Origin of the sequence: Marinomonas shanghaiensis (assembly GCF_003259175.1) — a bacterium.
GTDB lineage: Bacteria > Pseudomonadota > Gammaproteobacteria > Pseudomonadales > Marinomonadaceae > Marinomonas > Marinomonas shanghaiensis.
In genome coordinates, this window is sequence record NZ_QGOK01000003.1 from 44,821 (window position 1) to 64,102 (window position 19,282).

At 43.4% G+C, this 19,282-nt stretch carries 17 protein-coding genes and 2 tRNA genes; 17 read left to right on the plus strand and 2 right to left on the minus strand.

Going from position 1 to position 19,282, the window contains the following annotated elements:
* Nucleotides 1–115 precede the first annotated feature (115 nt).
* From DKT73_RS00480 to sthA, 9 genes are all read left to right on the plus strand, one after another.
* Nucleotides 116–1,453, plus strand: coding sequence for a Na(+)-translocating NADH-quinone reductase subunit A (locus DKT73_RS00480; RefSeq protein ID WP_111636664.1), 1,338 nt, complete (start codon nt 116–118; stop codon nt 1,451–1,453).
* Between the two features lie 3 nt (nt 1,454–1,456).
* Nucleotides 1,457–2,653, plus strand: coding sequence for an NADH:ubiquinone reductase (Na(+)-transporting) subunit B (locus DKT73_RS00485; RefSeq protein ID WP_111636665.1), 1,197 nt, complete (start codon nt 1,457–1,459; stop codon nt 2,651–2,653).
* Entirely contained in the window at nt 2,646–3,446 is an 801-nt protein-coding gene (locus DKT73_RS00490) for a Na(+)-translocating NADH-quinone reductase subunit C (RefSeq protein WP_111636666.1), read from the plus strand. Before DKT73_RS00485 ends, DKT73_RS00490 begins: the two co-directional genes overlap by 8 nt.
* Nucleotides 3,446–4,108: an NADH:ubiquinone reductase (Na(+)-transporting) subunit D gene (locus tag DKT73_RS00495; RefSeq protein WP_111607677.1), complete on the plus strand. Its 663-nt coding sequence runs from the start codon at nt 3,446–3,448 to the stop codon at nt 4,106–4,108. Before DKT73_RS00490 ends, DKT73_RS00495 begins: the two co-directional genes overlap by 1 nt.
* Nucleotides 4,109–4,717 carry an NADH:ubiquinone reductase (Na(+)-transporting) subunit E gene (gene nqrE, locus DKT73_RS00500; RefSeq protein ID WP_111607678.1) on the plus strand — a complete coding sequence of 203 codons (609 nt, stop codon included), beginning with the start codon at nt 4,109–4,111 and terminating at the stop codon, nt 4,715–4,717.
* A gap of 42 nt (nt 4,718–4,759) precedes the next feature.
* A complete protein-coding gene (gene nqrF, locus DKT73_RS00505; protein WP_111636667.1) occupies nt 4,760–5,986 on the plus strand; it encodes an NADH:ubiquinone reductase (Na(+)-transporting) subunit F in 1,227 nt (408 codons plus the stop codon).
* Between the two features lie 62 nt (nt 5,987–6,048).
* Nucleotides 6,049–7,062 carry an FAD:protein FMN transferase gene (locus tag DKT73_RS00510; RefSeq protein ID WP_111636668.1) on the plus strand — a complete coding sequence of 338 codons (1,014 nt, stop codon included), beginning with the start codon at nt 6,049–6,051 and terminating at the stop codon, nt 7,060–7,062.
* Nucleotides 7,063–7,102: 40 nt separating this feature from the next.
* On the plus strand, nt 7,103–7,336 hold the full coding sequence (gene nqrM, locus DKT73_RS00515; RefSeq protein WP_111607681.1) for a (Na+)-NQR maturation NqrM: 234 nt from the start codon (nt 7,103–7,105) through the stop codon (nt 7,334–7,336).
* Between the two features lie 21 nt (nt 7,337–7,357).
* Entirely contained in the window at nt 7,358–8,752 is a 1,395-nt protein-coding gene (gene sthA / locus DKT73_RS00520) for a Si-specific NAD(P)(+) transhydrogenase (RefSeq protein WP_111636669.1), read from the plus strand.
* Between the two features lie 92 nt (nt 8,753–8,844).
* Here the strand turns inward: sthA and DKT73_RS00525 are convergent, their stop codons facing one another.
* Nucleotides 8,845–9,396, minus strand: a complete 552-nt coding sequence (locus tag DKT73_RS00525) for a hypoxanthine-guanine phosphoribosyltransferase (protein ID WP_111636670.1) — start codon at nt 9,394–9,396, stop codon at nt 8,845–8,847.
* Nucleotides 9,397–9,433: 37 nt separating this feature from the next.
* Nucleotides 9,434–10,294 carry a YihY family inner membrane protein gene (locus DKT73_RS00530; RefSeq protein ID WP_111636671.1) on the minus strand — a complete coding sequence of 287 codons (861 nt, stop codon included), beginning with the start codon at nt 10,292–10,294 and terminating at the stop codon, nt 9,434–9,436.
* 469 nt (nt 10,295–10,763) lie between these two features.
* Between DKT73_RS00530 and DKT73_RS00535 the strand changes: the two genes are divergently transcribed.
* From DKT73_RS00535 to DKT73_RS00570, 8 genes are all read left to right on the plus strand, one after another.
* Nucleotides 10,764–10,840, plus strand: a tRNA-Arg gene (locus tag DKT73_RS00535).
* Nucleotides 10,841–10,957: 117 nt separating this feature from the next.
* Nucleotides 10,958–12,283: a trigger factor gene (gene tig, locus DKT73_RS00540; protein WP_111636672.1), complete on the plus strand. Its 1,326-nt coding sequence runs from the start codon at nt 10,958–10,960 to the stop codon at nt 12,281–12,283.
* Nucleotides 12,284–12,357: 74 nt separating this feature from the next.
* A complete protein-coding gene (gene clpP / locus DKT73_RS00545; protein ID WP_111636673.1) occupies nt 12,358–12,990 on the plus strand; it encodes an ATP-dependent Clp endopeptidase proteolytic subunit ClpP in 633 nt (210 codons plus the stop codon).
* 16 nt (nt 12,991–13,006) lie between these two features.
* The gene (gene clpX, locus DKT73_RS00550) at nt 13,007–14,287 is read left to right on the plus strand and encodes an ATP-dependent protease ATP-binding subunit ClpX (protein WP_111636674.1); all 1,281 of its coding nucleotides are present in this window, start codon (nt 13,007–13,009) and stop codon (nt 14,285–14,287) included.
* Between the two features lie 213 nt (nt 14,288–14,500).
* On the plus strand, nt 14,501–16,894 hold the full coding sequence (gene lon, locus DKT73_RS00555; RefSeq protein WP_111636675.1) for an endopeptidase La: 2,394 nt from the start codon (nt 14,501–14,503) through the stop codon (nt 16,892–16,894).
* A gap of 123 nt (nt 16,895–17,017) precedes the next feature.
* Nucleotides 17,018–17,290 carry a non-specific DNA-binding protein Hbs gene (locus DKT73_RS00560; protein ID WP_012069435.1) on the plus strand — a complete coding sequence of 91 codons (273 nt, stop codon included), beginning with the start codon at nt 17,018–17,020 and terminating at the stop codon, nt 17,288–17,290.
* Nucleotides 17,291–17,297: 7 nt separating this feature from the next.
* Nucleotides 17,298–17,374, plus strand: a tRNA-Asp gene (locus DKT73_RS00565).
* 80 nt (nt 17,375–17,454) lie between these two features.
* A complete protein-coding gene (locus DKT73_RS00570; protein ID WP_111637159.1) occupies nt 17,455–19,281 on the plus strand; it encodes a SurA N-terminal domain-containing protein in 1,827 nt (608 codons plus the stop codon).
* The last annotated feature ends 1 nt before the right edge of the window (nt 19,282 follow it).

The window sequence follows — 19,282 nt, forward strand, 5'->3', positions numbered from 1 at the left end:
TTGCGTTTTACAATTATCTTAAGATTGATTGTTCGCTCATGCATGTTTTCCCGGAGGGGGGGATGAGCATTACGCATTACGCTTTTTGTGTTCAATTTATTGTTGGGCAGAACATATGTATAAAATTACAAAAGGCCTAGATCTACCGATCTCAGGTGCTCCCAATCAAGTGATTGAGACGGCCGCTGCAGTTAAAGCAGTTGCTGTGATTGGTCCAGACTTTCATGGAATGAAACCCACCATGTTGGTCAAGGAAGGGGATAAGGTCAAGAAAGGTCAAGTCATCTTTACGGATAAGAAGACAGAAGGTGTGAAGTACACCGCACCTGCTTCTGGAACCGTTGCTGCGATTAATCGTGGTGAAAGACGCGTCTTTCAGTCACTGGTTATTGATGTTGAAGGTGATGAGTCCGAAGTCTTCGCGTCTTACTCTGGTTCTGAATTGAAGTCTTTAGAGCGCAGTAAGGTGGTTGAGAATTTGGTTGAATCCGGTCTTTGGACTGCATTCCGTACCCGTCCTTTCTCAAAAGTACCTGAGATTGCGTCCGTTCCGAGTTCTATTTTTGTTACGGCGATGGATACTAATCCATTAGCGGCTTCTCCTGAAGTGGTGCTTGCTGATCAAGCGGAAGCGTTTGCTGACGGTCTTACTGTGTTAACACGTTTAACAGAAGGTAAGGTTTTCTTGTGTAAAGCGTCTGGTGCGAAAATTCCTACGACGTCTGATGTGACCGTCGAAGAGTTTGCTGGTGTGCATCCTGCTGGTTTGGCTGGTACTCATATCCATTTCCTTGACCCAGTTAACGATAAGAAAACGGTTTGGTCTATCAACTACCAAGATGTGGTTGCTGTAGGCAAATTGTTTGTTACGGGTGAGTTAAGTGTTGAGCGAGTTATCTCTTTAGCTGGCCCACAAGTCAAAAAGCCGCGTTTGATTCGCACACAAGTTGGCGCAAGTCTTGATAATTTATTGTCAGGCGAATTGGCTGACGGTGATAACCGAGTCGTTTCTGGCTCCGTGTTATCCGGTCGTGCGGCCAAAGGGCCTTATGCCTTTTTAGGGCGTTATCACAATCAAGTGTCGGTTTTACTGGAAGGTCGTGAGCGTCAAATGATGCACTACCTTCGTGCTGGCGTAGAAAAACATTCTATTATGAATGTGTTCTTGTCTAAGCTTACCGGTAAAAAATCTTTTGATATGACCACCACCACAAACGGTAGTGATCGTACCATGTTGCCACTGGGTAACTTTGAGCGAGTAATGCCGCTAGATATTCTTCCAACACAATTGCTACGTTCTTTGGTTGTGAATGATACAGAGCAGGCTCAGAAGCTTGGTGCGCTTGAATTGGACGAAGAAGATTTGGCTTTGTGTACTTACAGTTGCTCAGGTAAGTTCGAATATGGCCCGATCCTTCGGGATTGCCTAACTCTAATAGAGAAAGAGGGTTGATTCATGGGGCTTAGAAAAGTACTTGATAAAATCGAACCTGAATTTCATTCAGGTGGAAAATACGAAAAGTGGTATGCACTTTTTGAAGCGGTAGACACCATTTTTTATCGTCCAAGTTCGGTGACCAAAAATGGTTCCCATGTTCGTGATGCGGTCGATATGAAACGTATTATGATCTTGGTGTGGATGTGTACCTTCCCAGCGATGTTTTTTGGTATGTACAACATTGGCTTTCAAGCCAATACTGCCATGGACGCTATGGGAGTTACGGCAGCAGATTCATGGCGCCACGGCATCATTGGTGGTCTAACCAACTATGACGCTTCCAGCATATGGGACAACATGATTTATGGCGCAATGTACTTTTTGCCAGTATATCTTGTGACTTTCGTTGTGGGTGGTTTCTGGGAAGTGTTGTTTGCCTCTGTGCGTAAGCACGAAGTGAACGAGGGCTTTTTCGTTACGTCTATTCTGTTCTCGCTGTCACTGCCAGCTACTATTCCACTTTGGCAAGTCGCCTTGGGTATCACCTTTGGTGTTGTCTTGGCAAAAGAAGTGTTTGGTGGAACGGGCAAGAACTTCCTTAACCCTGCTTTGGCGGGCCGTGCGTTTTTGTTCTTTGCGTACCCAGCTTCCATGTCAGGTGATGCAGTTTGGACAGCGGTTGATGGTTTTTCAGGTGCAACAGCGCTAAGCCAATTGGCTGCGGATGGTGTTCCTGGTTTAACCGTTGCTTGGTCAGATGCCTTCTTTGGATTCATCCAAGGCTCAATGGGTGAGACTTCAACATTGGCTATCTTAATTGGTGGCGGCGCGTTGCTGATCATGCGAATTGCTGCGTGGCGCATTGTGGCCGGTGTTATGTTGGGTATGGTGTTAACCTCTGGATTGTTAAATCTTATTGGTTCAGATACTAATCCAATGTTTGCAACGCCTTGGTACTGGCACCTTGTTTTGGGTGGTTTTGCCTTTGGTATGATGTATATGGCAACGGACCCTGTGTCAGCTTCCATGACGAACCGTGGTAAATGGTTCTATGGAGCATTGATCGGTTTGATGGTTGTGCTGATTCGTGTTGTTAACCCTGCCTACCCTGAGGGTATGATGTTGGCAATTTTGTTTGCGAATTTGTTTGCGCCATTTATTGACCACTTTGTTGTTCAGGCGAACATTAAACGGAGGATTGCACGCAATGGCTAGCAGTAACGATAGTATTCAAAAGACCATTATAGTTGCTTTATCTTTGTGTTTGGTTTGTTCTATTTTTGTTGCAGCGGCAGCGGTAGGTCTTAAGCCTATACAGAACACCAATAAAGATTTAGACCGTAAACGTAATATTCTTTCTGCAGCTGGCATGCTTGAGCCTGGTAAGTCTGTAGATGAGATTTTTGAGACGGTTGAAACGCGTATTGTTAACCTGCAAACAGGTTCTTTCGCAACGCAAGAAGAAATGGACGCTGCAGGCATCAACGTAGCAACCTTTAATCAACAGGCTGCCGCTAAAGATCCTAACTTGTCTATTGCTCTCAAAGCTGAAGAAGATCCGGCTGGTATTAAACGTCGTTCAAATTTCTCGGCGGTATACTTAGTAAAGTCGGGTGATGCGATTGAACGTATTATTCTTCCAGTCCATGGTTATGGCTTATGGTCAACCATGTACGGCTTTATGGCTTTGCAAAGCGACTTTAATACAGTGCTTGGCTTTGGTTTTTATGACCAAGGTGAAACACCTGGATTGGGTGGTGAAGTAGATAATCCTAACTGGAAGGCTTTGTGGAAGGATAAAAAAGTTTACGACGAGCAAGGCGAGGCTGTTATTGCGCTTGCCAAAGCTGGTGTAGACAGTTCTGATCCTAAAGCAATGTATAAAGTAGATGGTCTATCTGGCGCAACATTGACAAGCCGTGGGGTAACTCATCTTGTTCAATACTGGTTGGGTGAAGAAGGTTTTGGACCATTCTTGTCACAGCTGCGTACTGAAGGAGTTCAATAATGTCTGATGTGAAAAAAGTCCTCTTTGGGCCGATTCTTGCAAATAACCCAATAGCACTACAAATATTGGGTATTTGTTCCGCATTGGCTGTGACGAGCAGTTTGAGTGTTAGTTTGGTTATGGCGATTGCCTTGACCTTGGTAACGGCTTTCTCCAGCTTCTTTATTGCGATTATCCGTAACCACATACCAAACAGCATTCGTATTATCGTACAGATGATCATCATTGCGTCATTGGTAATTGTGGTGGATCAGATTTTGAAGGCGTTTGCTTTTGAAATCAGTAAGCAATTATCTGTGTTTGTTGGTCTTATCATTACGAACTGTATTGTTATGGGACGTGCGGAAGCATTTGCCATGAAAAATGGCCCTGTAATGAGTTTTGTTGATGGTATTGGTAACGGTTTAGGTTACAGTGCGATGTTGATCGTCGTGGCTTTTTTCCGTGAACTTTTTGGTGCGGGCAAGCTGTTTGGCGTTGAGATCTTTGCGACGGTGCAAAACGGCGGTTGGTATCAGCCTAACGGTTTGATGTTGCTTCCACCAAGTGCTTTCTTCGTAATTGGCTTGGTTATTTGGGCTTTGCGTGCTTACAAGAAAGAGCAAGTTGAAGCGCCAGAGTTTAAAATTGCAGCAAATTCTCGTTCTCAGGAGGCACTATAAATGGAACATTTAATTAGTCTGTTTATTAAAGCCGTTTTTGTTGAAAACATGGCTTTGGCATTCTTCCTTGGTATGTGTACTTTCCTAGCCTTGTCTAAGAAAGTAGAGACAGCGATAGGATTAGGTATTGCCGTCGTGGTTGTTTTGGCGATTACTGTGCCCTTGAACAACTTGTTGTATCAAAACCTTTTGGCGGATGGTGCTCTAGAATGGGCCGGCTTGGGTGGTGTTGATTTAAGCTTTCTAGGTCTGTTGAGTTACATCGGTGTTATTGCTGCTGTGGTTCAGATACTAGAAATGACACTAGACAAATATATGCCTGCTTTGTACAACGCACTGGGCGTATTCTTACCGTTGATTACAGTAAACTGTGCCATCATGGGTGCCTCTTTGTTCATGGTGGAGCGAGACTATAACTTCAGTGAGAGTCTTGTATACGGCGTAGGTGCTGGTGTTGGTTGGGCGCTTGCGATTGCTGCGCTAGCTGGTATTCGGGAGAAACTTAAATATTCAGATGTTCCTGCAGGGTTACGTGGTCTTGGTATCACTTTTATCACTGTTGGTCTGATGAGTTTAGGTTTTATGTCATTTTCGGGTGTGCAGCTTTAATCGGCCGCACATTTAGACAACCAAGAATAAGGTTTAACTAACATGGTCAACTTAGAAATTATTCTAGGTGTGGTGATGTTCACGGCTATCGTGCTTGCGTTAGTGGCAATTATCCTTGCTGCTCGTGCACGCTTGGTAAGTACTGGTGACGTTACAATCCGCATCAATGGTGAAAAAGAAGTGACTGCGCCTGCTGGTGGCAAGTTGCTTCAAACATTAGCTAACAGTGGTATCTTTCTATCGTCCGCATGCGGCGGTGGTGGTACTTGTGCTCAATGTAAGTGTAAGGTGATGAGTGGTGGTGGTTCTATGCTTTCCACAGAGCAATCTCACTTTACTCGTCGAGATGAAAAAGATGGCTACCGTTTGTCCTGTCAGGTTTCTGTGAAACAAGACATGGATGTAGAAGTGCCTGAAGAAGTGTTTGGTGTTAAAGCGTGGGAATGTACGGTTGAATCTAACCCTAACGTTGCTACCTTCATTAAAGAATTGACGTTGAAGCTGCCTGAAGGTGAAAACGTTAACTTCCGTGCTGGTGGTTATGTTCAGTTAGAAGCGCCTGCTCACACGGTGCACTACAAAGATTTTGATATCGAAGAAGAGTATCGTGGTGATTGGGATAAGTTTAACCTTTGGAAATTCGTTTCTAAGGTGGATGAAACCGTCATTCGTGCGTATTCGATGGCAAACTACCCTGAAGAAAGAGGCATTGTTAAGTTTAATATTCGTATTGCTTCTCCGCCTCCGGGTAAAGATGACTTGCCTCCAGGTCAAATGTCATCTTACGTTTTTAGTCTTAAACCGGGTGATAAGATTAAAGTATATGGTCCTTTTGGTGAATTCTTCGCCAAAGATACAGACGCAGAAATGGTGTTTGTAGGTGGTGGTGCTGGTATGGCGCCAATGCGTTCTCATATCTTTGATCAGCTTAAGCGTTTGAATTCTAAACGTAAGATTTCGTTCTGGTACGGTGCTCGCAGCGTACGTGAAGCTTTCTATGTAGAAGAGTATGACAAGCTTCAGGAAGAAAATGAAAACTTTGAATGGCATTTGGCGCTTTCTGATCCTCAGCCTGAAGATAACTGGAAAGGCAAAACTGGATTTATCCATAATGTTCTTTATGAAAGTTATCTAAAAGATCATCCGGCGCCGGAAGATTGTGAGTTCTACATGTGTGGACCTCCAATGATGAACGCGTCTGTAATCAAGATGTTAGAAGATCTAGGTGTCGAAAAAGAAAACATTTTGCTTGATGATTTCGGTGGCTAGCACCTAATAAAGACCCACCACACGGTGGGTCTTTGTTTTATTGGCAATTAAAAAGACTTTTTATGCGCAAAAAAATACTGTTCTCTGCTTTCCTGCTTATTATTGTTGCCGTTTTTTATAGACTTTCCGTGTTTACGCCTGAGCTGGTAGGTTTCTCTGGCCCTACAATGGGAACGACATACACCGTAAAATTCTATACTACTGAAGATGTTCAAAAACCTTGGGATTTGAAAGACGATGTTGACGCTGTCTTGGTAAGAGTCAACAAGCTTATGTCGACCTATGATCCAAACTCCGAGTTGTCTGAATTTAACAAATTACCCGCAGGACAAACTGTTACGGTAAGCGAAGAGATGGCTTACGTGATTGATAAGGCTTTGCTAATTAGCAATATGTCTGCTGGTGAATATGATGTAACGATTGGTCCTCTGGTGAATCTCTGGGGCTTTGGTCCTGGGAAGCGAGAAGACAAGGTGCCAACTCAAGCCGAGATTGAAGAGGCTAAGTCGAGAGTAGGTTATCGGTATTTAACGCTTGATGGTCTGCGTTTAAGCAAAGAAAAAGACATTTATGTGGATTTATCCTCGATTGCAAAAGGCTACGGTGTAGATGCGGTGGCCAAAGTTTTGCAAGACAAAGGAATCGAAAGTTACCTAGTTGAAGTCGGCGGTGAGATTGCATCAAAAGGTGTGAAGCCAGATGGTTCGCCTTGGCGGATTGCTATTGAAAGTCCTGCTGGTGGTCATAATATCGCTGAGAGAATTATAGATGTAACCAATATTGCGTTGGCGACATCGGGTGATTACCGAAATTATTTTGAAGAAAATGGTGTGCGTTATTCCCATACCATAAGTCCAGTTACTGGAAGACCAATTACACATCGTTTGGTATCTGTTACTGTGGTAGATAAAACCACAACGATGGCCGATGGACTGGCAACGGCAATTACCGTGCTTGGCCCAGAAAAGGGTTATGAGTTTGCTCAAGAAAATGGTATTGCCGCTTATTTGTTAGTAAAAACGGATTTTGGTTTTGAAGAGCGTCCATCCGACGCCTTCAAGTCTTACTTAAAGTAAGAGCGTAATTCTTTGTATTTTTGTTTATAGGAGAAAGGTAATGTTGACGATCGTTTTGGCATTTGTCCTTATGCTTTTGTTGGTGACAGCCATGTCTGTTGGCGTATTAATGGGAAGAAAGCCCATCTCTGGCTCATGCGGTGGTATGAGTGCGTTGGGAATGGAAGTGGCTTGTGATATTTGTGGTGGCGATAAAGGCAAGTGTGAGAAAGAGACAAAAAAGAATGTCGCCGAAAAAGTCTCTGATGACACATTTTATGACGCAACGAAATAACTGAACAGTGAAGAGGGTGTTATGACAACAAGACATTATGATGTTGTGGTTTTGGGTACGGGCCCTGCGGGAGAAGGCGCGGCGATGAGTGCCGCAAAAGCAGGCAAAAAAGTGGCGGTTATAGAAGCCAGTTCACAAGTCGGCGGAAGTTGTACGCATTTAGGGACGATTCCATCAAAAGCATTACGTCATGCTGTTAAGGAAATTATTGCTTTTAACACCAACCCTATGTTTCGTGACATTGGTGAACCTCGTTGGTTCTCATTCCCGAAAGTATTGGACCGCGCTAATCGAGTGATTGATAAGCAGGTTATGGGTCGTACTGAATACTATGCGCGTAACCGAATTGATATTTATTTTGGTCGTGGCAAATTCAAAGATGTGAACACTATCGAAGTGAATACCTATGAGAAAGGACCTGAGCTGTTAGTGGCGAAGAAAGTTGTGATTGCGACTGGCTCTCGTCCTTATCGTCCCGCTAATATCGACTTTTCTCATCCTCGTATTTATTGTTCCGATACCATTTTGAGTTTAAGTCATACACCCCGTTCTCTTATTATTTATGGTGCTGGGGTTATCGGTTGTGAGTATGCTTCCATTTTTTGTGGTTTGGGTGTTCGTGTTGAGCTGATCAATCCAGCGAAAAAGTTATTGAGCTTTTTGGACGATGAGATTACGGATGCATTGAGTTACCATCTGCGCGATGGTGGAGTGCTCATTCGTCATAATGAGACTTACGATTCTGTTGAGACAACGGAGCGCGGGGTTGTGATGCACATGGCCTCCGGTAAAAAAATACGCGCTGATGCGTTGTTATTCTGCAATGGTCGTTCTGGTAATACGGATAACTTGGGATTGGAGGCGATTGGTTTAGAAGCCAATGCGCGTGGTCAGTTGGCGGTAAATGATACGTATCAAACTCAGGTAGAAAGCGTATACGCTGCCGGCGATGTCATTGGCTGGCCGAGTTTGGCTAGTGCGGCTTATGATCAAGGGCGTGCTGCAGCGGCTAACATGTTTGGTCTTGCGGGTGGTGAATTCATCAGTGAAGTGCCTACTGGCATTTATACCATTCCTGAGATCAGTTCGGTAGGTAAAACGGAAGCAGAGTTAACTGCTGAAAAAGTGCCTTACGAAGTGGGTCGAGCCTTCTTTAAAAATACGGCTCGTGCGCAAATCACCGGAGAAGCGGTGGGCATGCTAAAAATATTGTTCCACCGTGAATCGCTGGAATTGTTGGGGATTCATTGTTTTGGTGACCAAGCCTCAGAGATTGTTCATATCGGACAGGCCATTATGAAGCAGCCGGGTAAACAGAACACATTGAAGTATTTCTTGAATACGACATTTAACTACCCAACCATGGCTGAGGCCTATCGGGTTGCTGCGTTAAATGGTTTTAACCGCGTTTTCTAGTCACATAGAATAGAGAAATAAAAATGCCCACTTTGACGTGGGCATTTTTTTGGCTAATTATTGCTCTATTAATTTTTTGTATCTAGCTCAAGTTAGCTGCCTTTGATGGCGTAGATGCCTTTCAGATTCCTGAAAAAGCCTTTGTAGTCCATTCCATAGCCGAATAAAAATCGATCGGCTACGTCCGTTCCAATATAATCGGGTGTCATATCTGTTTTGCGGTCGTGGAGTTTATTGATGACAGTGGCCGTGTACACGCTATTGGTCTCTTGCTGTTCTAGCCAACTAACAATAGCCTGAAGTGTATGCCCTTGGTCGAAAATATCGTCAATCACCAATATGTGTCTGTTTTTTAGGCTGGTTTGTGGGTAGCTTAGCCAATTTAGTGAAGCGCCTTCCGTTTCCATTCCGTAACGTGTCGCATGGATGTAGTCCAATTCTAATGGGAAATTTAGGCGTTCAATAAGTGCCGCCGTTGGTATTAATCCACCATTCATCACACACAACACAAGTGGCATTTTATCGGCCAAATCTGCGGAAATTTGAGATGCCATTTTATCAAGGGCTTCATTGAGTTTTACTTCGTCGACTAAGCAATCCGCTTCATCTAAAATTTTGTTTAGGTCGTTGATTGTATTCGTCATGGTAAGCCCTATTGTGAAAAATTTGCGGGATTCTACATTAATCCTGACCAGATGCTAAGTTTTTCTGTTGAGAAGTGCTTTTTACATTATGCAATGTGGCGCATAGGCAGATTGAGGCAAGCACAATGAGCCATGAACTTTGTAACCACACCAGAAAGATAGGTATGGCAGCAAACGCGCCATAAACGACTTGGTAGCCTGCAAAAAACTGCGCAAATGAGCTGAATGTCGTATTGAGTATGTACAAGCCAATACTGCCTGCAAGTGCCGATATCGCGGCCCATTTTATGGATACTTCCGCGTTTGGGGTCAGAAAATTTAGTGTAAATAGCATTAAAAAATACAGAGCTATACTGCCAAGTTCTAATAAATTATCAAGCCAGCTATTGGTTTCTATGCCGTATATTTGCATGGATATGAGAGTGCCATACAAGCTCAAGGAGGAAGCAAAGATAATGGGTCCTAGAGTGAGGATCGCCCAGTAGGTCAGTAATCTTTCTCTGATTTTTCGAGCCTTTTTAATTTCCCAGATCGACTGAACGCTGCTTTCAAAGCTATTGAGCAGCAATAGTGCCGTGACAAAGAGGGCAATGAGTCCTGCGATGGGAAGGTTTTTAGTTTGTGCTGAAAATTTAATAAGGTAAGGCATCATGATGTCGCTGGAGCCTGGTGCTAAATGTTGTTCTATCAATCTAAACAATTGAGTTTGCATCGACTCGAGAGCGGGTGTGAAGCTGAGTATGCCCACAATGATGGTGATGATAGGTACGGCGGCCAGCAAACTAGATAGGGTGAGTTGCGCGGCTTTTTGTGAAAGGTTGCTGTTTTTGAATCTAGTGATGGTCAAATATCCATAACGTTTGAAGACAAGAAAAAAATACATAAGACGTTCAGGCATGTTTATCGGACTCTGTTGATTGAGCTATTACGATATCATAGCCAGAGAATTTTTCACGATTCCTGAGTAATTGAATGCAGGCGGATAAAAAAATTTATCGTGGTATGGGTGACTTTTGGTTGGTTTGCCTTGGTGTGTTGGGTTTTTGATGGGGAATTTGTTTATTGAGCGAAGGGAGTGGGGTCTTTTAATCTACCTAATCTCGTGCTTTCGATGCACATTGCACAAACACGGTGCAAGGTGACTCCTTTTGGCGCGTTCGGCTTGTTTTTTACCGGGTCTGCTTGTAATATTTACCTCGTTCCTTTTGTGATATTTGTGCTGCGGAGTAGTGAATTTTAACTATTCTCGGTTCCTTGGTTACAAATAGTCATTTTTAGCCCAGTTTACTGGGCTTTTTTATGTCTATTGGTTGACGATTGCTATTCCATCCCTATAATAGCCCACCACATGAAATGTAATGAGCATCGTTCCGTTAGCTCAGTTGGATAGAGCAACCGCCTTCTAAGCGGTAGGTCACTGGTTCGAATCCAGTACGGAGCACCATTTCAGTCCATTACTTTAATTAATTTTATTTAGGTTTTGTTGGCTGGTAATTGAATGTATGTCTTGTCAATGACGAGATTGCCAACAAATTAAAGCAAGTTCCCGAGAGGAAGTTTTATGCAAGTTTCTGTAGAGACAACGTCTCCAATTGAGCGCGTTCTGACAATCAGTGTTCCCGCTGCTCGTGTGGACGAAAAAGTAAATTCTGAAGTGGCTAAAACAGCGAAAACAATTCGCATTGACGGTTTTCGTAAAGGCAAAGTGCCTGTTAGCGTTGTTAAGAAACGTTACGGTCAAGGCATTCGTCTAGACGCAGTAGAACAAATTATGCGTGATGCTTATGTTGAAGCGATTCAAAAAGAATCCATTCAACCAGCAGGCATGCCTTCAATTGAACCTAAGAACTTTGCTGAAGGCGCTGATCTTGAGTTCGTTGTTAAAGTAGAAGTTTACCCAGAAGTAACATTGGCGGATAACTCTGCAATTAAAGTAGAGCGCGTAATTTCTGAAGTGACTGAAGCTGACGTAGATGTGATGCTAGAAACATTGCGCAAGCAAAATGCTGAGTGGTCTGCCGTTGAGCGTGAATCTGCTGATGGCGATCAAGTAACAATCGATTTTGTTGGCTACTTGGGTGACGAAGCGTTTGAAGGCGGTGCTGCTCAAGGTCACAAATTAGTATTAGGCTCTAATACTATGATTCCTGGTTTTGAATCCGGTATTCTAGGTGCTAAAGCTGGCGAAGAACGTACTATCGCAGTCACTTTCCCAGAAGATTACCAAGCAGAAAACTTGAAAGGCAAAGAAGCGACTTTCAAAATTACCGTTTCTGCTGTTGCTGAACAAATTCTTCCAGAGCTAAACGATGCTTTTGTAGAAAAATTTGGTCTAGAAGAAGCAACCGTAGCGGCTTTGCGCGCTGAAGTGCGTAAAAATATGGAGCGTGAGCTTAATCAAGCGATCAAAGCTAAGCTAAAAAATGCCTTGTTTGAAGGTCTTTCTTCAATCAATGAAGTGGAAGTACCTTCTGCTCTTATTGATCAAGAAGTGGACGCACTTCGTAAGCAAGCTGCTCAGCAGTTTGGCGGTCAAGGTTTTGATGCTTCTCAGTTGCCAGCTGAGTTGTTCCAAGAAGAAGCGAAAAAACGCGCTAAACTTGGTCTTTTGATTTCTGAAGTGATCAAGAAAGACGAATTGAAAGTGGATAACGATCGCGTTCGTTCTTTCTTAGAAGACATGGCTCAGGCTTACCAAGAGCCACAACAAGTTATTGATTTTTACCTAAAGAACAAAGAACAATTAGCGCAAGTGCAATCTGCTGTACTTGAGGAGCAAGTTGTTGATAAACTGTTGGAATCTGCTCAAGTTACTGAAGTAACATTGGGATACGAAGACGCTATCAAGCCAAATGCCCGAGCTGAAGAGGCTGGGGAAGAAGCATAAGACGAGTCTTATCTTTTTTAATAAGGTCGACATAGCATTTGTTATGTCGACTTTTTTGTTTTAAGGAATGCGATATGAATTTGATGAACCCAACTACCGGTCCTGTTGCTATTACAAGTAATGGCCTTGTTCCAATGGTTATTGAACAGACTGCTCGTGGAGAAAGGTCATTTGATATTTACTCGCGCTTACTTAAGGAGCGAGTGATATTTTTAGTTGGTCAAGTTGAAGATCACATGGCCAACTTGGTTGTCGCTCAGTTATTGTTTTTAGAGTCTGAAAATCCAGATAAAGACATCCATCTTTATATTAATTCGCCAGGTGGCTCTGTCACCGCTGGTATGTCTATTTACGATACCATGCAGTTTATTAAGCCAGATGTTAGCACTATGTGTATCGGTCAAGCGGCGAGCATGGGAGCTTTGTTGCTAACAGCTGGGGCGGAAGGGAAGCGTTACTGCTTGCCTAATTCTCGAGTGATGATTCATCAGCCGCTGGGTGGTTACCAAGGTCAGGCTTCTGACATCGAGATTCACACACGCGAAATATTAAGCATTAAACATAAGTTAAATGAAATTATTTCTTTTCATACAGGCAAGCCAATTGAACAAGTTGCTATGGATACGGATCGTGATAACTTCATGAATCCACAAATGGCAAAAGAGTACGGCTTGATTGATGAAATTTTGCAGAAACGAAAAGTTTAAGAAAAGGGTGGAATAGATGTCGGATGATAAATTTAGCCGTGGCGACCACTCTGATCGGTTATTGTATTGCTCTTTTTGCGGAAAGAGCCAAGACGAAGTAAAGAAACTCATTGCAGGGCCTTCTGTTTATATCTGTAATGAGTGTGTAGACCTGTGTAATAACATTATTACGCAAGAATTGTCTCAAATTGCTGATGACGGTAGTACAGGCGACGAGTTGCCAACACCATCAAAATTGAGCGCTGCACTTGATGATTATGTTATTGGTCAGGATAAGGCGAAACGTGTTTTAGCGGTGGCCGTTTATAACCATTACAAACGCTTGCGCCATCAAGGTAAAACAGACACGAGTATTGAGCTTGGCAAAAGTAATATTTTGCTTATCGGCCCAACGGGCAGCGGTAAGACCTTATTGGCTCAAACTTTAGCGCGTGTTCTAGATGTGCCGTTTACGATTGCTGATGCAACAACGCTAACGGAAGCGGGTTATGTGGGTGAAGACGTTGAAAACATCATTCAGAAATTGCTACAAAACTGCGATTATGATGTGGAAAAAGCACAGCGCGGTATTGTTTATATCGATGAAATAGACAAGATTTCCAGAAAATCGGATAACCCATCTATTACACGTGATGTGTCTGGTGAAGGTGTTCAGCAAGCCTTACTTAAGCTTATTGAAGGTACGGTTGCTTCTGTGCCTCCTCAAGGTGGTCGTAAGCATCCTCAGCAAGAGTTTTTGCAAGTCGATACATCAAATATTTTGTTTATATGTGGTGGTGCTTTTGCCGGTCTTGAGCGTGTTATCAGCGATAGAACGGAAAAGAGTAGTATTGGTTTTTCTGCCACAGTAAAAAGCAAAGAACAAGGTCGCTCTTTTTCTGAAGCGGTTCACCGTGTGGAAACAGAAGACTTGGTTAAATTTGGTTTGATTCCAGAGTTTGTAGGTCGCTTGCCTGTGGTTGCGACACTTTCAGAGTTGGATGAAGAAGCATTGATGACCATTTTGAGTCAGCCTAAAAATGCCCTTGTTAAACAGTATCAGCATCTTTTTGAACTAGAAGGTGTGGAGCTTGAGTTTTCTCCTGAGTCTTTGCGTGAAGCCGCTAAGTTGGCGTTGGAGCGTAAAACAGGTGCTCGTGGTCTGCGCAGTATATTAGAATCTGCTTTGTTGGATTGTATGTATGAGCTTCCAACTCGTAACGACGTTGTGAAAGTTGTCATGGATGCGACATCGATCCGTGGCGAGACGGCTCCCTTGATGGTGTTGGAAAAAGAAGAGCTGGCTAAAAACGCTTAGTTCTTAGAAGCTTGATAACGAAACGCAAAGCCGAATTTAAGTATTATTGCTTAAATTCGGCTTTTTTTATGATGTTTCGCGTCAAAACACTGTGTAGACTAAATTCAAATGGTGATAGTGCTTGTAATTTTGGGGTTCGCCCCTATCTCTTTCCTAATCAATGTTGAAATATAAAAGTGCGCGTTTATTTATGTGCCCGGATTGGAAAAAAATATGACAGATTCTTTGCTCCTTCCAATGTTGCCACTGCGTGATGTGGTTGTGTATCCCCATATGGTGCTGCCGCTTTTTGTTGGTCGTGCTAAATCCATCGCGGCGCTAGAGTCTGCAATGGAAAATGACAAGCAGGTGTTTTTGGTGGCTCAGCAAGATGCTTCTAAAGACGATCCTTCAATGGCAGATCTTTATTCTATTGGTACAACGGCGAAAGTGATGCAGTTGCTGCGTCTACCAGACGGTACGGTAAAAGTACTGGTTGAAGGTGGCAAGCGTGCACGCCTTGAAAAAATGGAAGAGGCGGATGGTTTTGTTTTAGGCCGTATTGTTGAGCTGGATTTAAAAGAGGAAGACAAAACTGAGCATGGTGTGATTCGTCATGCGTTGCTTAAGCAATTAGATGAGTATGTTGCAGGTAGCAAGCGCATTCCCGCCGAAGTGGTGGCGTCGCTAAAATCCATCGATGATCTAGCAAAGCTGATTGACAATATTACAGGACACATGAGCTTAAAATTGGAAGATAAGCAAAAAGTCTTGGAGATAGACTCGTTAACAGGTCGTGGTGAATACCTTATCGGTTTGATGGATGGTGAGCTGGATATTGCGCATCTTGAAAAAAACATTCGCAGCCGTGTTAAGAAGCAAATGGAAAAAAGCCAGCGTGAGTATTATCTGAATGAGCAGATGAAAGCGATTCAGAAAGAGCTTGGCGATATGGAAGATGGCAGTAATGAGCTTGATCTTCTACAAGAAAAAATAGCTCAGGTAGGCATGTCGGATGAGGCAAAGGAAAAGGCGGAAGGGGAGTTGAAGAAACTTCGCATGATGTCACCTATGTCTGCCGAAGCCGCAGTAGTCCGTGGTTATATTGACTGGTTGACGTCTTTGCCTTGGAAAAAACGCAGCAAAGTACGTAATGATCTGGCCTATGCTGAAAAAATATTGAATCAAGATCATTACGGTCTACAGGATGTCAAAGAGCGCATTCTAGAGTTTCTTGCTGTGCAGCAGCGCGTCAAGAAAGTCAAAGGACCTGTTTTATGTTTGGTGGGACCTCCGGGTGTGGGGAAAACATCCCTTGGTCAATCCATTGCCAAGGCGGTGAATCGTCAATACGTTCGTATGGCGCTTGGTGGTGTGCGTGATGAGGCTGAGATACGCGGTCATCGTCGTACTTATATTGGTTCAATGCCAGGTAAGCTTTTACAGAAGCTGTCTAAGGTAAAGGTAAAAAATCCGCTCTTCTTGTTGGATGAAATTGATAAGATGGGGATGGATCAACGTGGTGATCCAGCGTCTGCGCTTTTAGAGGTGCTTGATCCAGAGCAAAACCATACTTTCAATGATCATTATCTTGAAGTGGATTTTGACTTGTCGGATGTCATGTTCATTTGTACGTCTAACAGTATGAATATTCCAGGTCCACTTTTGGATCGTATGGAAGTGATTCGAATTCCGGGTTATACCGAAGATGAGAAGTTGAACATTGCGAAGCGTTATTTGTTGCCCAAACAAATTAAGTTGTCGGGTCTCAAAGAAAGTGAAATCAAGGTAACAGACGCGGCATTGATGGATGTGATTCGGTATTACACGAAAGAAGCGGGCGTCCGTGGTTTGGAGCGTGAGCTAAGCAAGATTTGCCGTCGAGTCGTTAAGAAACAGGCCCTAAGTAATGAAAAAGACGCCGCAGCAGTAGAAGTCACGAGCGAAAATTTAGAAGATTTCTCTGGTGTGCACAAGTTTAGCTACGGTAAAGCGGAGGAAAAAAATCAAATTGGTCAAGTGACAGGGTTAGCGTGGACGTCGGTTGGTGGCGAACTATTAACCATTGAAGCCGCTGGTGTGCCTGGTAAAGGGCGTCATGTTAAGACCGGGTCGCTTGGTGATGTCATGCAAGAATCTATTCAGGCGGCGTTAACGGTGGTAAGAAGCCGTGCTGTTGGTCTTGGTATAGACGATGATTTCCATGAAAAAACCGATTTGCATTTGCACGTTCCAGAAGGGGCCACTCCGAAAGATGGACCAAGTGCGGGTGTGGCAATGTGTACGGCCATTGTTTCTGTGTTAACAAAGATCCCTGTTAAAGCCTCTGTGGCGATGACTGGTGAGATTACGTTGCGTGGGGAAGTGTTACCTATAGGTGGGCTGAAAGAGAAGCTTCTTGCCGCTCACAGAGGTGGAATAAAAACCGTGATTATTCCACAAGAAAATGCTCGTGATTTGAAGGAAATTCCTGATAATATCAAGTCAGACATTGAGGTCATACCGGTCAAATGGATTGATGAGGTACTTGATATCGCTTTAGAGTACATTCCTTCACCAAAAAAGGTAGAAACCTTGCCTTCGAGTGAAAAAACTGTTGATGAACAAGAAACTGTAAGTCATCATTAAGGCATATCCTGTGTTGACAGGGAGTAGGTTGGGCTTGTATAACTTCTCGCTCGGCCTTTTTGGTAGGTTATATTGCGCCGAAAAAAATACTAAGGAACCACGAAAATACTGAAGGGGTACAACGTGAACAAATCTGAATTGATTGATGCTATTGCAGCGTCTGCTGATTTATCTAAAGCTTCTGCTAGCAATGCTCTTGACGCTACTCTAAAAGCAATTGAAGCGGCTTTGGCAAAAGGTGACCAGGTTACACTAGTTGGTTTTGGTACTTTTGCAGTGAAAGAACGTGCGGCGCGTACAGGCCGTAATCCTCAAACTGGTGAGGAGATCCAAATTAAAGCAGCGAAAGTTCCTGGTTTTAAAGCCGGTAAAGGTCTAAAAGACGCTGTAAACTAATGTTTTTGGAGCAGTAGTTCAGTTGGTTAGAATACCTGCCTGTCACGCAGGGGGTCGCGGGTTCGAGTCCCGTCTGTTCCGCCATTAGACACAAAAGGTGTATTCCAAGCGGAATGCACCTTTTTTATTTGTTATTTATTCAATTCATTCATTCGGAGGCAGCAATGCTCCAAGATATAAGAGATAAGTCACAAGGCATTGTGGTAAAGATCATTATTGGTTTTATCATTGTGACTTTTGCTCTATTTGGCGTAGACGCCTTGGTTCAAAGTTTTAATTCATCCGATACGGTTGCCGAAGTGGATGGGGTCGAGATTTCTCGAACACAAATGCTTCAGGGCGCAGAAACTCAACGTCGTCAATTGATTTCAATGATGGGTGGACAAGTCAATCCTGCATTGTTGGAAGACAACCTTTTGCAGCGTCGTGCATTGGAAGAGCTCATTCAGCGCGTTGTCTTGGCGAATCAGGCTCAAGGTTTGGGGTTGGGTGTCTCTGATGAACAGGTTAATGCGTATTTATTGCAAGCTGAACAGTTTCAAACAGATGGGCAGTTTGATCAAAATAAGTATTTGAATTTCATACGTTCTCTCGGCTTTACGCCGTTAGCGTTTAAAGAACGAATTAAACAAGATGTTTTGATTCAGCAACCACGCAATGCGATCGCGGGTTCTGAGTTTGTTCTGCCTTATCAGGTGGACAGTGTTGCTAAATTGCAGTCTCAACAACGTTCTTACGACTATGTGTCTTTCTCACTAGCGAGTGAGTCTGAAAACACCAGTGTGACCGAAGCAGAATTGCAGGCTTACTACGAAGCAAACAAAGATAATTTCAAAACACCAGAGCAGGTGAAAGTGAATTATGTGGTGGTTTCAAGTGCCGATTTTTATGGCAAGGTAAACGTCACCGATGCTGAGTTACAAGATGCGTACCAAGCCTCTATTGCGGGTCTGGCACAAGAAGAAAGATCTGCCTCGCACATTTTGATAGAGACATCGGATCGCAGTGATGCGGATGCTCAAAAACGTGTTGAAGAGATTCAGGAAAAATTGAACGCCGGTGAGGCTTTTGCTGATTTGGCAGCAACCTACTCTGACGATATTGGTTCCAAAGACGATGGCGGTAACTTAGGTTACGTTGAGAAAGGTACTATTGATCAAGCGTTTGACGATGCCTTATTTTCAATGCAAAAAGATGAAGTGAAAACGGTTAAAACGCAATTTGGTTACCATATCATTAAGTTAGACGATATTACTCAGCCAGATGTACCTAGTTTTGCCTCATTGGAAGCCGATCTAAAGCAGAAATTGCTAGACGATAAGGCCAGAGATGCATTGTTGACAGCACATGAAGACATTACCGATTTGGCTTATGCAAGTGATAAGCTAGACGCTATTGCGAAAGAGTATGGCGTTGACATACTTCAAACGGCTTACTTTGGTCGTGATGGTGGTTCTGACGAGGTATCAAGTAACCCTGCGGTGATCGCGGCGGCGTTTGATGTGCCTGTATTGGAAGACGGTCAAAACAGTAATTTGATTGAACTGAATGAAGATCAAGTGGTGGTGATCCATCTTAATGATCATAAACCAGAATCTTTCCAATCTTATGAAGAAACCAAAGAGCAAGTTGCTTCTATTGTTGTACAGAACAAAGCGGTTGAGTCTCTTAGAGCGAAAGCCGAAGCGGCTAAAAATGCGGAAAGCACGGTTTGGTCCTCTGTGACTGATGCCCAACGCGGCCAAGATGAAATGACGTCATTGGCTTTCTCTTTACCGCATCCTGATGGTCAGCCTGTTGTGGCAATCAAGGGATTGTCTAATGGCGACTTGGCTTTGATTCGCTTAAATAAAGTCGCTATAGGTGAGGAAGTTGCGCCTGATGAGCAGCAGCAGCTAGCTTATGAGCGTTATTTAAACCAAACTCAAGCCACGCTCAGTACTCAAGGGTTGCAAGACTTTTTGAAAAATAATGCCAAAATAGAAAGATAAA

Excerpts from the sequence above, each read along its gene's own strand:
- DKT73_RS00480 (WP_111636664.1), top strand. The coding sequence starts at position 116 with ATGTATAAAATTACAAAAGGCCTAGATCTACCGATCTCAGGTGCTCCC.
- DKT73_RS00485 (WP_111636665.1), top strand. The coding sequence starts at position 1,457 with ATGGGGCTTAGAAAAGTACTTGATAAAATCGAACCTGAATTTCATTCA.
- DKT73_RS00490 (WP_111636666.1), top strand. The coding sequence starts at position 2,646 with ATGGCTAGCAGTAACGATAGTATTCAAAAGACCATTATAGTTGCTTTA.
- DKT73_RS00495 (WP_111607677.1), top strand. The coding sequence starts at position 3,446 with ATGTCTGATGTGAAAAAAGTCCTCTTTGGGCCGATTCTTGCAAATAAC.
- nqrE (WP_111607678.1), top strand. The coding sequence starts at position 4,109 with ATGGAACATTTAATTAGTCTGTTTATTAAAGCCGTTTTTGTTGAAAAC.
- nqrF (WP_111636667.1), top strand. The coding sequence starts at position 4,760 with ATGGTCAACTTAGAAATTATTCTAGGTGTGGTGATGTTCACGGCTATC.
- DKT73_RS00510 (WP_111636668.1), top strand. The coding sequence starts at position 6,049 with ATGCGCAAAAAAATACTGTTCTCTGCTTTCCTGCTTATTATTGTTGCC.
- nqrM (WP_111607681.1), top strand. The coding sequence starts at position 7,103 with ATGTTGACGATCGTTTTGGCATTTGTCCTTATGCTTTTGTTGGTGACA.
- sthA (WP_111636669.1), top strand. The coding sequence starts at position 7,358 with ATGACAACAAGACATTATGATGTTGTGGTTTTGGGTACGGGCCCTGCG.
- DKT73_RS00525 (WP_111636670.1), bottom strand. The coding sequence starts at position 9,396 with ATGACGAATACAATCAACGACCTAAACAAAATTTTAGATGAAGCGGAT.
- DKT73_RS00530 (WP_111636671.1), bottom strand. The coding sequence starts at position 10,294 with ATGCCTGAACGTCTTATGTATTTTTTTCTTGTCTTCAAACGTTATGGA.
- tig (WP_111636672.1), top strand. The coding sequence starts at position 10,958 with ATGCAAGTTTCTGTAGAGACAACGTCTCCAATTGAGCGCGTTCTGACA.
- clpP (WP_111636673.1), top strand. The coding sequence starts at position 12,358 with ATGAATTTGATGAACCCAACTACCGGTCCTGTTGCTATTACAAGTAAT.
- clpX (WP_111636674.1), top strand. The coding sequence starts at position 13,007 with ATGTCGGATGATAAATTTAGCCGTGGCGACCACTCTGATCGGTTATTG.
- lon (WP_111636675.1), top strand. The coding sequence starts at position 14,501 with ATGACAGATTCTTTGCTCCTTCCAATGTTGCCACTGCGTGATGTGGTT.
- DKT73_RS00570 (WP_111637159.1), top strand. The coding sequence starts at position 17,455 with ATGCTCCAAGATATAAGAGATAAGTCACAAGGCATTGTGGTAAAGATC.